General features: G+C 39.0%; 19 protein-coding genes. 2 read left to right on the top strand and 17 right to left on the bottom strand.

The window, feature by feature from the left end; translation table 11 throughout:
- Positions 1–67 precede the first annotated feature (67 nt).
- The 11 genes from DEAC_RS08915 to DEAC_RS08960 all read right to left on the bottom strand — a co-directional run bounded on the left by DEAC_RS08915 (position 68) and on the right by DEAC_RS08960 (position 12,382).
- Positions 68–2,023 (bottom strand): hypothetical protein, encoded by a 1,956-nt coding sequence (locus DEAC_RS08915; RefSeq protein WP_047809680.1) that lies wholly within the window; start codon positions 2,021–2,023, stop codon positions 68–70.
- 13 nt (positions 2,024–2,036) lie between these two features.
- Positions 2,037–3,620, bottom strand: coding sequence for a hypothetical protein (locus tag DEAC_RS08920; RefSeq protein WP_047809681.1), 1,584 nt, complete (start codon positions 3,618–3,620; stop codon positions 2,037–2,039).
- A gap of 2 nt (positions 3,621–3,622) precedes the next feature.
- Positions 3,623–4,591, bottom strand: coding sequence for a hypothetical protein (locus DEAC_RS08925; RefSeq protein WP_047809682.1), 969 nt, complete (start codon positions 4,589–4,591; stop codon positions 3,623–3,625).
- Positions 4,578–5,021: a coiled-coil domain-containing protein gene (locus DEAC_RS08930; RefSeq protein WP_047809683.1), complete on the bottom strand. Its 444-nt coding sequence runs from the start codon at positions 5,019–5,021 to the stop codon at positions 4,578–4,580. The genes DEAC_RS08925 and DEAC_RS08930 overlap by 14 nt, the downstream gene beginning before the upstream one ends.
- A gap of 15 nt (positions 5,022–5,036) precedes the next feature.
- Positions 5,037–7,037, bottom strand: coding sequence for a GT4 family glycosyltransferase PelF (pelF, locus tag DEAC_RS08935; RefSeq protein WP_053006351.1), 2,001 nt, complete (start codon positions 7,035–7,037; stop codon positions 5,037–5,039).
- A gap of 101 nt (positions 7,038–7,138) precedes the next feature.
- Complete coding sequence (locus tag DEAC_RS08940; protein ID WP_047809684.1) at positions 7,139–7,921, bottom strand: endo alpha-1,4 polygalactosaminidase; 783 nt, start codon at positions 7,919–7,921, stop codon at positions 7,139–7,141.
- A gap of 67 nt (positions 7,922–7,988) precedes the next feature.
- Positions 7,989–9,860: an HD-GYP domain-containing protein gene (locus tag DEAC_RS22175; RefSeq protein ID WP_053006352.1), complete on the bottom strand. Its 1,872-nt coding sequence runs from the start codon at positions 9,858–9,860 to the stop codon at positions 7,989–7,991.
- Positions 9,861–10,131: 271 nt separating this feature from the next.
- Complete coding sequence (locus DEAC_RS23520; RefSeq protein WP_161796434.1) at positions 10,132–10,281, bottom strand: hypothetical protein; 150 nt, start codon at positions 10,279–10,281, stop codon at positions 10,132–10,134.
- A gap of 211 nt (positions 10,282–10,492) precedes the next feature.
- Positions 10,493–10,732: a DUF4911 domain-containing protein gene (locus DEAC_RS08950; RefSeq protein WP_047809685.1), complete on the bottom strand. Its 240-nt coding sequence runs from the start codon at positions 10,730–10,732 to the stop codon at positions 10,493–10,495.
- A 16-nt stretch (positions 10,733–10,748) separates the two neighbouring features.
- Positions 10,749–11,000, bottom strand: a complete 252-nt coding sequence (locus DEAC_RS08955; RefSeq protein ID WP_047809686.1) for a DUF4911 domain-containing protein — start codon at positions 10,998–11,000, stop codon at positions 10,749–10,751.
- Between the two features lie 122 nt (positions 11,001–11,122).
- Positions 11,123–12,382, bottom strand: a complete 1,260-nt coding sequence (locus tag DEAC_RS08960; protein WP_047809687.1) for a peptidase U32 family protein — start codon at positions 12,380–12,382, stop codon at positions 11,123–11,125.
- A gap of 229 nt (positions 12,383–12,611) precedes the next feature.
- Here DEAC_RS08960 and DEAC_RS08965 point away from each other — a divergent pair, with 229 nt between their 5' ends.
- A complete protein-coding gene (locus tag DEAC_RS08965; protein WP_047809688.1) occupies positions 12,612–13,475 on the top strand; it encodes an AAA family ATPase in 864 nt (287 codons plus the stop codon).
- A gap of 3 nt (positions 13,476–13,478) precedes the next feature.
- Entirely contained in the window at positions 13,479–14,687 is a 1,209-nt protein-coding gene (locus DEAC_RS08970) for a vWA domain-containing protein (protein WP_047809689.1), read from the top strand.
- Positions 14,688–14,693: 6 nt separating this feature from the next.
- On the opposite strand, the gene mltG is transcribed toward DEAC_RS08970, so the two are convergent.
- The 6 genes from mltG to DEAC_RS09000 all read right to left on the bottom strand — a co-directional run bounded on the left by mltG (position 14,694) and on the right by DEAC_RS09000 (position 19,758).
- The gene (mltG, locus tag DEAC_RS08975) at positions 14,694–15,713 is read right to left on the bottom strand and encodes an endolytic transglycosylase MltG (RefSeq protein WP_047809690.1); all 1,020 of its coding nucleotides are present in this window, start codon (positions 15,711–15,713) and stop codon (positions 14,694–14,696) included.
- A gap of 38 nt (positions 15,714–15,751) precedes the next feature.
- Positions 15,752–17,140: a VanW family protein gene (locus DEAC_RS08980; protein WP_047809691.1), complete on the bottom strand. Its 1,389-nt coding sequence runs from the start codon at positions 17,138–17,140 to the stop codon at positions 15,752–15,754.
- A gap of 190 nt (positions 17,141–17,330) precedes the next feature.
- Entirely contained in the window at positions 17,331–17,657 is a 327-nt protein-coding gene (locus DEAC_RS08985) for a DUF1292 domain-containing protein (protein ID WP_047809692.1), read from the bottom strand.
- Positions 17,658–17,720: 63 nt separating this feature from the next.
- The gene (gene ruvX / locus DEAC_RS08990) at positions 17,721–18,143 is read right to left on the bottom strand and encodes a Holliday junction resolvase RuvX (protein WP_047809693.1); all 423 of its coding nucleotides are present in this window, start codon (positions 18,141–18,143) and stop codon (positions 17,721–17,723) included.
- Between the two features lie 222 nt (positions 18,144–18,365).
- Positions 18,366–19,307, bottom strand: coding sequence for an aldo/keto reductase (locus DEAC_RS08995; protein WP_047809694.1), 942 nt, complete (start codon positions 19,305–19,307; stop codon positions 18,366–18,368).
- A 196-nt stretch (positions 19,308–19,503) separates the two neighbouring features.
- A complete protein-coding gene (locus tag DEAC_RS09000; protein ID WP_047809695.1) occupies positions 19,504–19,758 on the bottom strand; it encodes an IreB family regulatory phosphoprotein in 255 nt (84 codons plus the stop codon).
- Positions 19,759–19,797: the final 39 nt, after the last annotated feature.

The following is a 19,797-nucleotide window of genomic DNA, read 5'->3' on the forward strand; positions in this document are numbered from 1 at the left end:
ATCTGTATAAATTCGATGTCATTATTTATGAAACTGCAAAGTATAATCCTCATGCTGCCGATCAATTTTAATCAGCTTTAAGATCATGGATATGATAGATAACAATGTAATTATCTTCATAGTAAATATCACAATTGTTATGAACTTTAGAATATTTCTCAATCCATTTTTCAAGAGCTAGATAATTCTTTTCCCTTTGAAGTAGTATAGGTTTCATTGCTTCGCCTTCAACCCTAAAGAGTTTCTTCTGTAAAAAAATAAATAGATCCTTAGCAACTAAAGGTTCGTATTTACCTCCATCAGTCTTAACTAATTTAGCACTTTCTGGGTTATACCATTTAAGAAAATCCCCAATATAAATATCCCATCCCCTGCCTAAAGCTAGGTCATACTCATCTTCACTACCCACTAATGTCCATTCAGCAGGGGCAAACTCCTTGGAAATCCTCAGATATTCGTTAATTTCCATATCGTACTGCATTTTATATGGCTGAGCAGGTGATGGTTTATAATAAATTACTCCCCATGCGAAAAAACAAATTACTGTTATGGTCATAATAATCGTTATGATTAATTTTGGGCCTAAAGAATAAAGTATCCGTAATACTGCAGCAACAATAAGTCCAACCCCTATAGGTTCTACTAAGGCCCACATTACGCTTGACCTGACTGAAAGCAATTCACTACCAGACATTGGTCCAATAATAAGGTATAGCACTAAGGAAGATCCCGATAAGAATAAAAGAAAAAGTGAAGACACTCGATTAAAAGTATCTCTACTTTTGACAAGTGTTATAAGAAAAAATGCAACAAAACCAACGATTGCTAATTTGTCAATGTATGTCAGAGAGGGGATTGGAACCTTGGTCTGCGTAGCCTGAGTTAAAAACTCAAGAGAGGTGCTGTGGAACCCTTTTCCTTCAAACCACCCAATTAAAACCTGCAGTCCAGCCAAAAATCCAGATGCAATCCCGCCAATAACCAAGCCCGCAACGAGCTTCAAACTTTTTCTAAATTCACAGAGCAAATTGGCAAATGCCATACAGAGAAGACCCAGCCATACATACGCTAGAATCAACGTATGAATTAAACCTAAAGCTATAAGAGCCGCTACTACGGTCCATAAATAACTCTTTCTACGAGTCTGGAAATAAGCTAGTGCAAACATAAATGTTGGGAATAAAAAAACACTACCAAATTCTTGTGATAATGATGCTCCCTGTCTATCCCAGCCCGCTGGTAAAACTCCTCCCAAGACTCCATAAACAAAGGCACTTACTAGACCAGCTAATCCATCGCCAGTTACTCCTCGAACGAATAAATAAATGCCTATAGTGGTTATGATCCCGTTGTTAAGTGGACCCGTATATTTCATAACATAAAGGGGATCAATCGCAGCAAATTTGTGTAATATCGATAGATAAATATAGAATCCTTGTGGGTAGATTCCATCATGAAATAACATGTTTTCATCGATGTATTTTGACCAAGCTAATGTTACATAAGAATCGGACATAGCTGGCGCTGCATGCTGTAACGTATCATAAAACCGTAAATATCCTGATGCGATAAGAATGATCAAAAGAAGAACATATTGAAATAGGTTGACCGAACATAACGTCCTATAAAGTTCATTTTTTGCCTCACTTATCTTTCTACTTAGCATCTGTCGATCAACCAGTGGTTTAAATGTACCATCTAGGTAATCAAACACTCTGGATAAAATAACATATCTTACTTCTTGAAAACCATTTTTTCTATAGTCTCTGGGTACTCTCAAAAAAATCGTAAAGATAATTATTACCATAAGGAATGATAGGCTTTCGTATAATTTAAGTGATACTAATAAATATACAATAACCAAAGTAAGCGAAACCATTTGGATATATCTAAAAAAGATTCGCTCAAGCATTCCATTTCCCTCAGCAGGAAAAATAATAATCGGAAACATAACATACATCATTATAAAGGCCAATCCCCATCGAATTAGACTAATACCTTGTGAAATAATTGCAGCATCCAATCACCTCCCCCCTTTATAAGGCAGCATATAGATAATAATCGAGATTTTCAAAAACCTTAAACACTTTCTTAGTCGTCAAGATGGCAAAAACTACTGAACCAGCAAATAAACCCAGTACCGCCCAGCTATAAGCAATCCAGCGGCTTAGCAAGAAACCAACAATCATATCAACCAATAAGGCGATCAGCATCGAATAAGATACCATAGTAGGTTGGGCTAGACAAAACAATATGAGTGAATTCATTAGCGATAAAGCTAACAAGGAATATGAAATAACAGCCCAGATGAATGTAAATAAAATAGTTGGATTTGATAAAAAATCAAACGTTACGATGTGCAAATTGGTAACATAGACCAGAACCAGAAACAGTATAAGAGCATTAATTACACAAAAAATTGAAACAAGACTATATCTTTTTATAAAGAAAGAACGATACATTTGGTTCAATTTCTCATAATCAATTGCCTGTGTGTTTTTTTGATGTGCTAAGAGGTTCGATATTAATTCATTAACTACAACTTCCACCAAGCCCATCGGCAATATTAAAACTATAAGAGCAAAATCAAGACCTAATTCATATTCTCCACGAAACCAAACAAAATATGGCATATAAATATTGTTCGTAGACCAAGCAATAATTCGATCAATGTTTAAGAAAGTAAAATATAAGAAGCCGTATGCAAAGTAAGGTAGACTGGTATAAAAAGTAATCGAACGTCGAGGCATAGTTGGAGCTATTCCCTTCTCCATTTTTCTCTCCGCTCTAATAAAAATATAATGGGCCATGATAATACTTGCCAGTGATACTATGCTTAAAGCAATTACCTGAGATAAAATAATATTCAAACAAACTAATCGAAATAGTATAAAGACAATTCCTATACCAGCAGTTATTAATCCTGTAAAAATCAACTCTTTTTGTAAAATATATAATACAGTTACCGAAAGCCATATTCCCGAGAGGAATAATAAGTATAAAATTGTTATTAATATCATGCTCATTGGGTAAATAGAAAAGATAGAATTGATAAAAAGATAAATAATTGCAGTTATAACGCACATTATGTAACCAAGTTTAACAAAATAATATGTGGATTTTCTTGCAATATCATAATAACCGAGCCCCAAATACATAAATCCGCGACGGGCAATTGCTTGCGTAAAGCCCCCAACCACCATAAAGCTAAGTATCGTTCCAATAGAAATACTCGTTGCATTTTCTAAAGATAAATATTCATAAGACCATAAGGAAAAACGAAGAGTTAGCATGGCAACCACAGAAACAGCCATTGGTAAAGCAAAAATTGTCCCTCTAATAAAACTACGAAGAATTCCAAAGAAATAGTGTACATAATCAAGCTTTTCTGCATGATTTATTGGAAGCGTTAAAAGTTCATTTTGAGTTACAGACCATATATCTTCAGCAATTTTGAAAATATCATTCGCTCCGAATTCATCATTTACCATTGCATCATTCCAGCCAATGGATTCTAAAACTGCGGCGACTTCATACATATCGGTTGGATTCTTTGTCACCTCTAAAACTTGTTCAACTAATTCATTAAACTTTGTTGAATTTTTTTCAAGTAATTGCATCTTTAATCGCCCTGCCCTGGTAATTCCATATGAATTATTAGTTCAGTGAGTTTTCCTTCATTTTTAGCTAGATGCATAACACTTTCAGTAATGGATTCGTTCTTCCGAATTATTATCTTCCCATTTTTATCTGTAATATCTTCACCTACAACTTTCCCAAGGATATATTTATCACGGACAGATGTGATTTCATCGCGTACTTCCTGTGACGTCTGTTTGCTTGAATTGGCATAATTTTCAACTTCATCAGTTACCGCTATTTCCTTAGTAATCGTTTCATTTTGATCGTTTTTTAAGTCAAAATCCCAAAAGTTGTTATTTATTTTATTAACAAAATCATCAACTTGGTTAGTATTATCATCTTCATTCACTACCCCCAAATTGACTGTTGTCCCATCAGAAGTCATTTTATTAATAGCTTTTTCCGTATTAGTATCGTTATCTCCCCAAAATTCTTGAGAATGAACAAGTTCTTCTTCTTTATTATTTTTCAACCAATCAGCTATTGGTAATACTTTCCCAATATTTTTCAAGACATCCACGTTAATATTTTTCGACTTTTCTTGTTTACGAACAGTTTCTACTATATTCTTCAAATTTCTTTCAATAATTTCTTTCTCTTTATTTATTTCATTTTCAATGTCTATTAGGTTATTTTTTAAAATTTCAATTTTCTGATCAGAAATTTTTTGAATTTCCAAAAGATCTATTTCAACATCTTGATAAATGTATTCGAATAACCTATCCACTCTAGTAATAGCAAATTCTAAAAGAGTCTGCTTAGGGACTTTTGCCTCACTGTCAATTAATTTTTGTAATTCATCTCGTAAGGACTTAATTTCATTATCACTAACATCAATTTTTTTTCGCAATTTTTCCAACTCAATTTCTTGATTCGTTTTTATGTTAGTTAGATAATCCTCCACTTCACTTTTTGAATAGCCCCACAATTTACCTTTAATCTTTGACATGAATCTCACCTTCTTTTCCCCAATTTAAGATAGACCCATATCGGCTAGCTGTTGTAAGAAAGTCATTGTTCATTTTTCCTGTAGTATTTTGAAGCCTAAGCAGCTCCCTCTTTCGTTGATTTACCTTTTCACTCAATTCAGTTTCTTTTTTCTCTGCATTCTTAATACTAATCATAACTTTCTCAGCACCTTTCAGAAGAGAATCTAATAGGCGCTGAGATATTTCCTTTTCTTTGGCCACCTTAGGATTTAAGTCTTTATTAATCTTTTGGATATCTGCTTTTAATGACTCTATCTGTTGAGTTTTCAGCAATAATTCCTGATTTAGCCTATCTAATTCTTGCTGAAATTCTCGTATAATGTTAGAAATTTCACTTTCGACAGATTTCGGATCATAGCCCTTAATAGAACGTCTAAAACTCAAAGTCACGTGAATCACCTACCTTCAAGATGTTTTTGTTAGCGTCTGTACACCGGTTTGTTCTGCTAAAATCTGTACTTTAGCTAAGACATCTCGAGCACGATCCAGTTCTCCAAGCTCATTATATGCATGTGAAATTTCTAATAATAATAAAGGGACCGCGGAAGAATTCGAGTGAATATTTATCGCTTTTTCAAACTGATCAATAGCATCTCTCCAGTAACCTAATTCAAGTAAAGCATATCCTTTATCAACAAGAATTCTTTGCCTTGCCAATCGTGTTTTTAGCGCTTTTTCCTGAGAATATTTTCCATTTAGATTTTTAGCCTTTTTCAAGAATATAAGTGCGCTCTCATAATCCCCAAGCTCATTATAGGCATACGCAATCTCCATCATCAATACAGGCACGGCATTAGAATCCAAATAGGCTTCTATGGCATTTTTAAACTGAATTATTGCCTCATTCCAATAACCTAGTTCAAGTAAGGCATACCCTTTATCAGAAAGCAGTTTCTGCCGTTGAAGTTGTAAAATAAAAATTTGTGGCTGTCCAAAAGTATTGATTAATTTGTAATAGGAAACACTATAAAGTCTTAGTGAGCGTTCAATTGTAAAAAGGTCTAATGCACGTTTTCGAGCTTCATCGCCTAATTTTTGACGTAATTCGGGATTTTTTAATAAAGTAATAATAGATTTTGCCATTTGATCATAATGCCTCGGGGTAACCACAATACCACAATCGGCAATAGCTTCTTTCACGCCTCCAACTTCAGTTGCAACAAGTGGTTTGCCCGCCATCATCGCTTCAACTACAGCATAGGGAAAAGCTTCCGTAATACTTGTTAGAGCAATAACATCCCCATCTGCTAACACTGAAGGAACGTTATCTGAGTGACCAGCAAAAATAAATGTCTCATTTAAACCTAGCTGTTTGCGAATAGATAAACATTCTTCATAATACTCTGGAACCGTTACTGATCCATAAACTATAAAACGCACCTCAGGGAACTGTTCCCTGACCGAAGAAGCTGCTTTAATCAATGTTATTATATCTTTTACAGGATCAATTCTTGCCACTGAAACTACTGTTGGATGAGGACTAATATTCCGCTGCCGAGATGGAGCAAAAACATCCTTATCAACACCATTGTAAATAACTTTAATTTTTGACGCATCAACGCCAAAACGTCTTTCCCAACGGGTATTGTATTGACAAACTGGTGAGACCTGATCTGCCATGAAATAATTTAGTGACGTAATCGAGTGTACGAATCTAATTAAAAATGTTTTAAGATACGCCGTATAACCAGATCTATTAATATTTAAATATTGCTCTCTCAAGTAAACTCCATGTTCTGTCAGCAGAAAGGGGGTTTTGTATTCTAGTTTAGCAAGCACTGCCGGGATCCCACAGAATGCAGCGGCAGCGGAATGAGTTATATCAACACGTGGTAAAGGTGTATTTAAGATTGTAAAAAAGCGATATATCCAACCTAAACTTTGGATAATATCAAAAACGCTTGGCTCTGGAAGTTTGTAATAAGAGTTAACGGAAAATTGAAAAATAGTTTCTTTAAAAACGGACCAAACTACCTCATCTTTAAAGCTATTTTTGTAATCATATTGTTTAAAGTATCTGTACATATCATAAAGTATGTTCGCAAAACTAATTGGATTTTTTTCTATGCTAAGGATCTCCCGGATCATTTCTTTAAACAACGGAAGAAATTGTGAGTTAATAATACCAGGGTCGGTTCGTTTTTTAGCTAAATATGTCTTTGAAAATGGAGTGGTTAAATGTTCGCTTGGGTCTTCTGTTCCCCACAAAGGCACTTTAATTAATGTTGCATTTGCAGGCAAAGTAAACTTTTGTGTAACATAAGGATTCATGATTATGCTGTAAACCACATAGTCAACGGAAGGCAATCCTTGAACTAAGACGTTACTCCAAGTACTTACTCCACCTTGATGAAAAGGAAAGGTTCCTTCCGTTGTTAACATCACTTTAATTTTCCCATTTGTCATCTCGGAAGATCACCTACCTTAACTAAGTTTTGACCTTTCGATTACATCGAAAACGTTTAATGTTCAGTTATACTCCAAAAAACAATTTTCGTGTGGCATTTTTATCTAGCTTCCAATACATCAGTATTATAGAAGGACGAAGCGAAATAAACCAAAAATTGATTGTCAAAAGCCATTTTTTTAACAATATCAAAATAATTTGCACATGGGTTTTTTTCTTCTACTAGTATAAAAACTTTTAAATTATGTTTTTGTTTTTCTTTAATAAGTAAGTCCATTACTTGAGATATCCAATCTCGGCTGGTGGGCAGATGAAAAGGCGGGTTTTCCCAACATATTCCATCTAGGTATTTGGCGGTTTTTTTAAACAATATTTCCAAGCCACAGTTTTGAATCAATAAACAACTAGGGAACTTTTTTCTAATTTTACGCAGAATCGAAGTTGCGGCTGAGACTAACTCTGTTTTCATTTTATCGGAAAAGTGATCCGATTCGACATTACCAACTGTATCAAGGAAAATGCCGTCATATCTCTGGTCAACTAAAAGGTATTCTACTTTGTCCAACAATAACCTTTTCCATCGTGACGAACGTAAATCTATCCAATAATTTCCAAATTCTTGACTTATGTAGGGCTTACCATCTATATGAAGCATATCACCGAAGCCTAATCTCATAAGATCTTCACTCCAAAGTGACACTTCCATTACACTAAGGTATGCTAATGTTAACGTATCAAAAGATTTCATTTTCAATAAAGAGCTATAGGAATGAGCAGTAGGTTCAACAATGGCTATATCAAATTGTGTGAGTTGATTTACTTTACCTCTTCCATAGTAGAGAGCGTAATTATTCGCTAAAGTAAATCTCGCCTTCTTATTCACTATATCCCTCCAATTCATTACCGTATTATATTTTCATAACAGTACCTCATTAACTATGTTAATTAGTTTAAATACAAAATTGCGGTTCGTTGGATCTATAAATAGTTTCGGTACGTACAAAACACGTTGTACAATTATTGCCATGACTAGAACAATTAACATCTTTAAATTCCCAACAATTTTTATCACGTCTATTAAACGCATTACATTCTTTACAAATAGAAGCTGGGCTGCAGCGCATTAACCAACAGGGGCCTAAAGATCTGCCTATACGTTTATGGTCAGTTTGTTTGTTCTTAAACCACTCTACAAGTGCTTGTACTACCTTGGGATCGAGTTGTGTACCCGCAGAAGAAATCATATCCTTTATTGCTTGCTCGAAGGTAACCGGTTCGCGATATTTTCGGCCTCCTAATTTGGCATTAAACATATCTGCAACAGCTATGATCCTCGAACCCAAAGGTATTTCTTCTCCACTAAGGCCATCAGGGTAACCAAATCCATCCCATCTCTCATGATGATGTCGAATATATAAAGGGACATTTGTATTAGCAAATGCAGACTCACCTATTGAAGCACCAATTTCTGCATGCAGTTTCATAGTTTCAAATTCAATTTTAGAGTATTTGCCCCTTTTAAATAAAATATTATTTGAAAGCCCTATCATTCCAATGTCGTGAAAGTACGCTGCCAATTTAATATTTGGTATTTCATCTTGGGGAAGCTTTAATTCTCGGGCAATGGCCACAGAATAATTTGCAATTAAATTCGAATGTCCAACGGTAAATGGTTCCAAATTATCATTAGCTTCTATTAATATACTTAAAACTTCGCTGTAAGCATTAACAAATTCCCCGGAATCTCTTTTACTGTCGAATAATTCTCCAATACGTAAAATAAGATCTTTAACAATTGAAATTTGGTGTTGTCCAAAAGTCGAATCTTGATTATGCCAAAACGCAATTACTCCTTTAAGAAGAAAATTGTCAATTCTAATTAATGTTACTAACTGATTCGAGCTTGTCGAGAAGCAAGTAGGTATTTTTTGAAAATCATATGTGCTAGGTAATATCTGACAACTTTCAACATCCTTTACTATGTTGAATAATTCGTGCAAACCTTGTTGATTACATTTTAATTGAGTCTCGACCTCCTTTTTAAATCCGGAAATAACTGAAACAACGAAATTATTGTCCTGTTTAAGCAAGAAACAACATGCTTCGGCATCAATCATTTTAGCGCTGAGAGATATTAGCGTGTTGAATAAACTATTTATGTCAAAAACTGACTTTGCAAGACCATTAATTGCCTTAGCAGTTGTTACAATTAGTTTTGTGTCGAATTTTTGCTTCTCAATAGATAAGAGTACAGCTAACGAGGGTTGAAGGACTCTCGCTATTTTTTCGAGTTTCTTTAGCCTCGTTTTACCAATAGCCGATCGCACAGGTCCAATTCTAATTAGTCCCTCCCCTTCTCTGATCATCAAATGAAGCAAAGGGACTCCACCATCTTTAATAATCAACGGACCTTCAGCACTATTTGTTCTAGGCAACCACAATGGAGGATTATAAACTTCCCTATTATAAGGAATTAAACCACTATAACTAGGAGCTATTTTACCCGTGCTCTTATCAACTTGGCGGCTAACCCTCAGAAGATAATTTTCAGATTTAGTATCATATAAATAAAAAAAGTAACCCCGCGATTCAATTATCGGGAACAATAATTCCAGATATTCATTAAGATGCTTTTCTATACTACTTTCAATAGTAATGCCATTTAATATGGTTCTGTTAATATTTAACTCCCAAGAGATACTCCCAACTTTTCGTATAAGCCAAAGCAAAATTACAATCAAGACACTTAGAGAGAGACAACAAACTAAAAAAAGAATATTGTATTTGACCATAAAGAAATGATTTATGCTCCAAAAAAACATTATGCGTTTATGCCCCTTATTTCTCAATGATTAAACAAAATATCTCCTTTTTCGAGATTTTTTTGCTAAAATCGAATCAAAATAGTCCTAAAGACCTATTGACTATGTTTCAAGATTAACTGAATTGTTTCCGTTTGTCAATTGTCAATTCAAATAATAACCAAATGATGACCTTACCGCGATTTTATGGACACATAGAACGTGTGATAAAACAAAACCACGGAGGTGCCCCTTATATGAACTTTTGATAAAGATTACAAAATGATGGCTATCAATCGTGTTTCATGGCATGATCAATAAATACGGTAAGCAAGACGATAAGGCTTTTTCTGGCAGCGGGCACCTTAATGAAGTTGACGACAAACATTTGAGAATAAAATAGAGATTGAGCATTTTCATCCACCAATGAATACTTTTTCAAGGTAAAAAAATAGGGGAGAGCGCTTGCTACTTTAGATAGTAGTTTTGCGACACTCCCATATCTCTGCAGTATCTATAAAGACGCTTAGGTTCTCCTCCAGCAGAGTGAAATAAGCCTGAAATTATAATTCAAATTTAACGCAAATGCTAATCACATAATTTCTTAAACTAAGATCGTCTGATAAAAATCGTATCTAGAGAGGAATATGTTTTCAGAGAAACTGAACCTCTATCGGCATCTTTTCTACCACTTTTTTTAGTTCAGGCCAACAATCCTTCGTTGTTTGAAGCATGACTTCTCCCAACTCTTTATTTGTCGTTGTCACAATCCCCAAGTGTCCTAAACCTTCAACGAGCTTACATAGCATTTGAATTTCGGATCGATCCAGGCGCGCTTTTACGATAACACCATTATCTAAATATTTGTTTTCGGCGTGCTCCGATAACTTCATATACTCATCTCCGATCTTATGGTTCTAAAAACTCTATCTCAAAGGGCATCTCTTCGATGGCTCTTTTCAAATCCGGCCAACAATGTTTCGTTGATTGAATCATGACTTCTCCCAAAGCTTTGTTCGTTGTGGTAACAACGCCTAAATGCCCTAATCCTTCAACAAGTTTATCGAGCATTTGCATTTCTTTTCTCTCCATGCGCGCTCTAACGACTACATCGACATCCGCAGGCAAGCGGCTCAAAGACTCCGAATCATGAGAATTCATTCATTCTTCTCCTTAATCATTTAACTCTATGGTATACCTTAAAGCTGAAGCAGGTGAGTGTATAAGACTAAGAGATTGCCACTTACTTACTTACTTACTTACTTACTTACTTACTTACTTACTTACTTCTTATCGCTCTTCGCCCGCCGCAAGACACTGTAAGGCAGGATTTTCTGCGGTGTCCTGATTTTTATCTTCTGTTGGGCATGACGTGCCACCTCTAGAGGTTCCCCATCCATATCCCACATCTCCCGTATTTGAAACGACCAGGGATTACCTTGAGGAGTCAAGACTTCTAAGACCTCTCCACATTTAAAATTGTTCCGCTGCTCAACCCAGGATGCGCCTTGATCTGCAATCGTGGGCAAATTCTCACCTTCTTCCTCACTTAAGCCTACCCCGACGAAATCATAATCCCGCACATACTGAGACGTTTCTAAATTATGAGATTTCGCCCCCGGCTTTCCAAATAAAAAGCCTGGTGAATAATCTCGATGACTGACTTTGTCCATTTCTTCAAGCCACTGTGCCAATTTCCCTTGAAATGATGATTCCCCATCCTCCCAAAGGGTGTCGATAGCTTCTCGATAGACTTTGACGGTACTGGCAACATAATGGACACTTTTCATCCGGCCTTCAATTTTATAACTGTCTAAATTAAGAGGTTTTATTAAGGGCAAATGAGACAGCAAGCATAAATCATGAGAGTTAAAGACATAGGTTCCCCGTTCATCCTCTTCAATCGGAAACACTTCTCCCGGCCGTTTCTCTTCCACCAAGGCATATCCCCAACGGCAGGGTTGGGTACATTCGCCTCGATTGGCATCCCTTCCGGTTAAATAGTTACTCAGCAAACAACGGCCGGAATAAGACATACACATGGCACCGTGGATAAACACCTCTAAACCGCCTTCTACCTTGGTACGTATTTCCCGCAGCTCTTCCAGCGATAATTCCCGGGCCAGAACAACCCTTTCGATGCCCTGGTTCAGCCAGAACCGTATTGAATAAGAATTTGTGTTGTTTGCCTGGGTACTTAAATGCAGCGGCAAAGAAGGTGCTACATCTTGAGCTAAAGCAATAATACCCGGATCGGAAATAATGGCTCCGTCTGCGCCTAAGGCTTCTAAACGCTTCAGATAGGCGGGGAGCTCTTCAAAATCTGCTTCGTGGGCAAAAATATTGACAGTTATATAGATCTTTTTCTGGAGCTTATGGGTCCATATAACTGCCCGTTCTAATTCATCCAGATTAAAATTCCCTGCATATGCTCTCAGGCCAAACGATGGCCCTCCCATATAAACTGCATCCGCACCATAAGCCAAGGCATACTTGAGTTTTTCCCAATCTCCCGCAGGTGCTAATAATTCAGGTTTTTTCATGTTTTTTCCCCTTAACTTTTCCCAAGAATTTCGCTTCAAGAATAATCTATAGTATTCCTAATTACTATACCTTAAATTAGCGTTTTTGTCGTCTTTAAGGCCATGTATAGCAACTGCTCCAATCGATATCAAGTAATTTCCACTATTTTTACTCCAGGCTATCCTTTCTTAAGGAAATAAGTGGTATTATTATATCATTACCTTACCATGAGAGGAGGATAGTTCGGAAATGACCGATCAGTATATCTTTCAAGGAACCGAAGACTATATTGTTTCGAAGGATCTGCAAAATAGTGTTAACATCTCCGTTGCTTTAAAAAGACCGCTCTTAATCAAAGGAGAACCGGGTACAGGAAAAACTATGCTTGCTGAAAGCATTGCCCGTTCCCTTGGTCTCCCCCTAATTATTTGGAATATTAAATCCACCACCAAAGCACAAGATGGTCTTTATGTCTATGACACCGTTCAACATTTATATGACAGTCAATTTGGAGGACAGAATGTTTCCGAGATCAAACGGTACATTAAATTAGGCAAGCTGGGTGAGGCTTTTAAAGCCAAGGAACGGGTTGTGCTGTTAATTGATGAGATTGACAAGGCTGACTTAGAATTTCCTAACGACTTGCTTTGGGAATTGGATGTTATGAATTTCTATATACCGGAAACCGGAGAAACCATAACCGCCGTACAGAGGCCGATTGTTATTATCACGAGCAATGCCGAGAAAGAGCTTCCGGACGCTTTTTTACGGCGCTGCATTTTTCATTATATTGATTTTCCTGATCCGGAAATGATGACGGAAATTGTCAAGGTTCATTGTCCAGAGCTGGAAGGCCAGCTGCTGGCAGAAGCTTTAAAGACCTTCTACTGGGTACGCAGTATTTCAGGAATACAGAAAAAGCCCAGCACCAGCGAACTTTTAGATTGGGTTCAGGCTTTGACCATCGGTGGGATTGCGCCGGAAGCGATCTCCCAAGAGCTTCCTTTTTTAGGAGCTTTGCTTAAAAAGAATCAGGACTTTGACCTGACCCTGCGCCAATTACATACGCGCGGTATGGAAAATCCGACTCGCACCTCAAAGCGTGGTTGGTAAGCTATGTTTACGAACTTTTTTTATCAATTACGGCAAGAAGGCATTCCCGTTTCCCTAACCGAGTGGATGACCTTAATGGAAGCTCTCAGTATCGGCTTAGCTAATTCCAGTCTCTCCGGATTCTACTACTTGGCCCGGGCAATACTAGTTAAAAGCGAAAGTCACTTTGACCAATATGATCTGGCGTTTCAGAGATATTTTCAAGGGATCGAAACCCCGGAACAATTGTCTGAACAAGTTTCCCAATGGCTCGCCAATCCTCTTCCGGAAAAACTCTTTTCTGAAGAGGAACGGAATGAACTCCTAAAAAAACTAGGCTTACCGGATTGGGAAAGCTTACGAGCAGCTCTCGAAGAACGTCTGCGCATACAAGACGGGCCTCATCATGGGGGAAATACCTGGATCGGGACAGGCGGCACATCACCTTTCGGCCACTCCGGCTTCCATCCGGGAGGCGTAAGAATTGGTGGAAAGTCTCACGGCCAATCCGCCGTAAAAGTGGCTGCTGAACGAAATTATAAGGAATACCGCCGAGACGAAACCTTAGGTGTTCGTCAATTTGAGCTGGCACTGCGCGGTCTGCGTCAGTTTAGCACCCGTCTGGAGGGAACCAAGGACCAACTCGATCTAGACGCTACCATTGACGAAACCTGTAAAAATGCCGGGCAATTGAAAATTATCTGGACAAGGCCCCGTAAAAATGCCGTCAAAGTCATTGTCCTTATGGATGCAGGCGGCTCCATGGTCCCCTATGCCAGAATCTGCAGCCAACTTTTCTCGGCGGTCCATAGATCATCGCATTTTAAAGATTTAAAGTTCTATTACTTCCATAATTGCATCTATGATCTTCTCTATCTTGATGCGTCCTGTAATCCCCGGAAAGCAATTAAAACAGAAGATATCCTGCAATCCCTCCACTCTGACTACAAAGTTCTCCTTATTGGAGATGCGGCCATGGCGCCGAGTGAACTGCTAATGAGCGACGGCAACATTTTTTGGGATATCGGAAATACAGAGCCGGGAATAACCTGGCTGAAACGATTATCGCAAAAGTTTCCCTATCATGTGTGGCTTAACCCAATACCTACGGCCTATTGGGAACGGGGTCACGGATATCAAAGCATAAAGATGGTCCAAGAAATCTTCCCCATGTATGAATTAACTCTCGATGGTCTCGATCGGGCTATTAAGAAATTAATGGTTCGTAAATAGCCTCGCTTACTGATACAATTTAATATTTTTAAGATGTTCTGCATAGGTCTTGGCAAAGACATGATATCCGTCTTTTTTCGCCACATAATATAAATAATCCGTTTGAGCGGGATACAAAGCCGCTTGCAAAGAAGCATCTCCGGGGTTGGCAATCGGCCCCGGAGGTAAGCCGCGGTGAAGATAGGTATTATACGGTGAAGGTATCTGAAGATCCTTGTTATGGAGTTTTGCTTTGGGCGTATCCAATAAAAATTGAATCGTAGCATCAACCTGAAGAGGCATGTTGCGCTTCAAGCGATTCATTATTACCGAAGCGATCAGCGGGCGATCTGTTTCCTTTGCTGCCTCTTTTTCTATCAAAGAAGCTAGGGTTACCCACTGAAGTACCGTAAGCTTTGTACTGCTCAGCCGAGTTTGAACCTCAGGTGTCATTTCCTTGGCAAATTGCTGCAGAAATATATCAATCACAGCGTGAGGACTCGCTTTGGGATCGATGAAATAGGTGTTCGGGGAAAGAAAACCTTCTAAACGGTGAATTCCTGCCGGAGTCCCTTTAAGAAAAGAATAGGGGAAAGAATCTTCCGCGACAACCTTTGTATAGTCTTCTTTACTGCCGAGGCCTTTCTGGACGAGGACATCAATAATCTGCTCCGTGGAATAACCTTCGGGAATAGTTATCCTAATGGAATTGGAAACCTCTTCCCTTTTGATTAACCGCTCGATAATTTCAGCTGGTGTCATAGTAGGTGATAGCATATAATCCCCAGCAAACATTTTAAAATTTGTCTTCTGCATTCGCACTAACCAACGAAACAAATTGGCACTACGAATAAGATGACGCTGTTCTAATTCAGTAGCTAATTGATCCGTTGTTGTTCCTGAAGTGATAGTAATTGTAACGCTGTTCCCTGTTGAAGAGTAAGGTTTAGTAGCCCAAGACCACCACGACAACAATATGATGCTCCCTGCGAGTAAAAATAAAGCTATTCCCGCACGTAAATCCTTACTCTTTTTCTTTCCGGACACATTTCCACACTCTCTTTCCCCGAAAGCCCCAGGTAAGCTTATGTACCGATCAGCAAGATGCGATTGGCCGGTTCATAAGAATCTCGGCCTAAAAACTGCTTTGTCACATGGCCTTTTTCATCCTGGATTACTTTCCACACATTGACAACTATTCCTTTGGTACCAATTTGGTCTACCTTTACTCTGCCTCTCGGTAATTTAGAATCATAACGACGTATCGTTTTATAGTTCCTAACTTTTACGATTTGTCGTTCAAGACGAACGGTCTTTCCTGTCTTTTTCCCATAAAGCTTAATCGTCAGTACCCCTGGCTTAACCTCAGTTCGCATATAAGCCAAGCTGCCTGTATTATTCCTAAATTTAAAATCGATGTTGGGGTAATTGACGGTAGCGTCCTGGCCCGCCGGAATATATGACACTGCTACATCATGGTGTTTTCGTTCAACGACCTCAAAATTACTGAGGAGAACTGCATTGTAGAGGGTTGAGGAAACTTGGCATACGCCCCCTCCCGTCCCCTTAACATACTCGCCATTAATAATAACATAGGCTTCTTTATATCCCGTTTGAGGCTCCCTTGGTCCTACTGCATTATTAAAAGAAAACACAGCCCCAGGATTGATTACTTTGCCGTCTAAAGCCTTAGCGGCCGCAGTTAAGTTAGCTGAACGATTGGTTTCTCCGACGGCAAACTTTGTACTAAATTCGCCAAGGACAGAACCCGACAAAGACTCGATGGATTCAGTCGTAACTTTCGCTGGAACTTCAACCAACGGAGCCTTAATTTTTGAGGGCACTTCAGAAAGAGAACTATTCTGAAGGTTATTTATTAGTTGATCTACCTCAACTTTTCTGCCCTTCTGCGCAGGAGTGATGACAACTTTATCATTTTGAATTTTAAAGGTTGCATCTTTTGCTGGTTGATTAAATTTCTTGAATTTTTCTTTCAGAACCTTAGCAGCCAATTCAGGATTAGCTTTTAGAACACTTGGTATAACGTTAACGTTATTTTGATTTTGAGATTGACTTTGTGGTTGATTTTGACGTTGTTGGGCGTTTTCCAGAGTTTTTTCAACATCAACTTCAAATCCCAACTCCTTTAAAGTGATGGGAATCTCCGTTTCATTGTACAACAGGACACGAGATTCTTCCAGCTTGTCCTTCGCCCAATCGTTAATTTTGCGGGAGGCTTCACTTACAGGGATATTACTTAAATCCAGATCATTATCTACTTTTGTCCCCTGAGGAATTACCTGACTTCCTTCGTTAACCTCATCAACCTCATTAACCTCTTTATCCGGCTTCACAGAGCTTTGAGTGGACGGTCTCGGGGTATTGAAGTTAAGCTTAGATTGATTAGAAAAGGGACTGCATCCTCCAATAAGCCAACATAAAACAATACTTAGAAATATAATAATAGTTTTCAATGCCCACACCTCCACTTTCGTGGATTTAGTATTTCCGTTGTTTTGTAGCTTTATAGTTAAGATTTGGTCCTTTTAAAAATATACCAATATTAAAAAAACAAATGACAGAAGAAACTCACTAGAAACAACTCAGTGAGGTCTTCTGTCATTATGTAAACCGCTAATCTAAGATCTTTAATTAGTCCTTGTCTTAGTCCTCTTCAGATTCGACTAAGTTTTCCCAGGCGTCAGCTACTTTTTCCCACTCTTCATCATCTTCAATGTCGAGCAGCATTTCGCCGCCCTCATCATCTTTACCGAGCTTAAGAATAATGGCTTCATCAGCATCTTCATCTTCGGAGTCCTCCTCCGAAATAGGCATCAGCACAAAATAGGTTGATCCATCGACTTCCAAAGTGTCAAGATGAAGAAACTCATGGTCTTTTCCTTCATCATCAGTAAGTACAACTGTGTCAAATTCCTCAGCGTCATGCTCATGCTCATGCTCATGGTCGTGGTCGTGTTTATGTTCAGACATGTATTTCACCTCTTATCTAAGAATATGGACATTGTACTATTGTAGGTAATGATTGTCAAATATTCAATTAGGAATATTTCTCGCATGCCTGCGATCCAAATATCCTTGCAGAATAAAGACCGCCGCCATCTTGTCAATCACTTGCTTCCTTTTGCCCCGAGAAACATCAGCTTCTAACAAAGTCCTCTGGGCAGCCACCGTGCTGAGACGCTCATCCCACCGCTCTACAGGAAGTCCAAACTCTGCAAGCAAACGCTCCACAAATTCATCCGTCAAAGCACAGCGCGGCCCCAACGTACCATTCATATTCTTCGGATAACCAATAACGATCTCAGACACCTCATACTCCTTAAGCAATTCCCCTAATTCCTCAATCTCCTTCGGGGAGCGTCGAATAGTCTTAACTCCCTGCGCCGTCAAAAACAACGCATCACTCACCGCCACCCCAATCGTCTTAGAACCAAAATCCAAACCCATAATCCGCATCCAAATCCACCTTCCCTAACCCACATCATCCCCGTCCTCTCCATACCTGCAGAGACGGGCCGATTTGACCCCAGTCATTTCCCGCTCACAAGACCCTTGAGCAAGGGGAGCGACATAGCCGGAGCTGAGCGATTTACGCTAGTTTGCGAAGCGGAGCCCATGCCACTCCCCCCGACCCCAAAGTCTCTCAAAAGCAGAAAGGAAAATCGCCCGACTCCCCACCTAAACAATTTTCAAGCAAAAATGCGGACATACCCTCCCGCAATACCCGCAGAGCACACAGGCCTCCTGATCCACAACAGCCGTCTTCTCAATATGTAAAGCATTCTGTGGGCAAGCCTCCTGACAGCGTCCACATCCTTCACACCAGTCTGCAATATAAAGCTTCCTTGGTTTATGCTTAACCTTTTCTCGAAGAGCTTGAGGTACCTCTTGGCCGGACACCAGAAGAAGATTATAATCCACTTCATCAGGACTCGACATTCCTAAAGCCATAGCCTGAATACCCGGAACCTTTTTGATGAAATCAATAGCCTTTTGAGGATCTTGGCTTAGGTGACCGCCTCCAAACACTTTCATAGCATAAATTCCAACCCCGATCTCTGCGGCAAAGGACAGAGCCTGCAGCATATCATCCAAAGTGCCGTCAATAATCCCCAGTCCCTGGTAATTTATAATCGGGTGAATAACATCCAGCCCTGGCTGAAGGGCGCCCGCACGAACACCGTCTACAGCATGGGTAGAGATGCCAATCCAGCGCACCAACCCTTTTTCTTTGGCCCGCAGCAGTTCCTCCCAAGCTCTTGAATGTCCCTTTAACGTCAGAGCACTTTCTTGTTCATGAAGCAAAAAGAAATCCAGAACATCCCTATTCAGTTCTGAACGCGCTTTCTCGAGGCTTTTACGCAAGTCTTGTTCTGTAACGGCATAAGATTTACTAATAATTCGAACCTGAGGGTAATTCTTGACAGCTTGTGCTATTTGCCCGTAGTTATCGTATATTTCTGCAGTGTCAATCCAGTTGATCCCCCGTTCAAGAGCATACTTTAAAACGTCGACTCCCTGAGCTTCAGTAACTCGCCCCTGCAAAGGGGAAATCGCCAGACTTCCAAAACAAATCTCAGACACTAACGGCCCCCATGAACCTAGTTTAACCTGATTCATCTCTGTCTCCTTCCCTTGTTAAAGTCTTTAAGCGCTTTACGTACTTTTCCATCCCCGGCAGCTCAGAGCAGCCGCAATCTCTGCTCCTTCACTGGCCAAAACCCTGATAAAAGTAACAAACTCCGCACCACGATCAGTGATGCGGAGTTTCAAAACGTTAATTATCCCTGCCCCTGACACCAAGGCCAGTTTTGCTTTATTTCTCCTGCAAGTAGGACTTAACGAGTTCTTCGATCAGCTCAAAGCGTTCAAGTTTACGAATCATTGCCCGTGCCTGATTGTGGCTGGTTATATAGACCGGGTCACCCGACATGAGATAACCCACCATTTGGTTAATAGGGTCATATCCTTTTTCTTGTAAGGCCGCATAAACTTTCTGCAGAACCTCACGCGCGGATATATCTTCTTCCCCGACAGCCTTAAACATCATGGTTTCTTCCATACGATCCATTTTCCTGTCCCCCTTTCGCTGTCCTTTGTTTACCTACTA

It is taken from the genome of Desulfosporosinus acididurans, assembly GCF_001029285.1.
In the GTDB taxonomy this organism is placed as follows: domain Bacteria; phylum Bacillota; class Desulfitobacteriia; order Desulfitobacteriales; family Desulfitobacteriaceae; genus Desulfosporosinus; species Desulfosporosinus acididurans.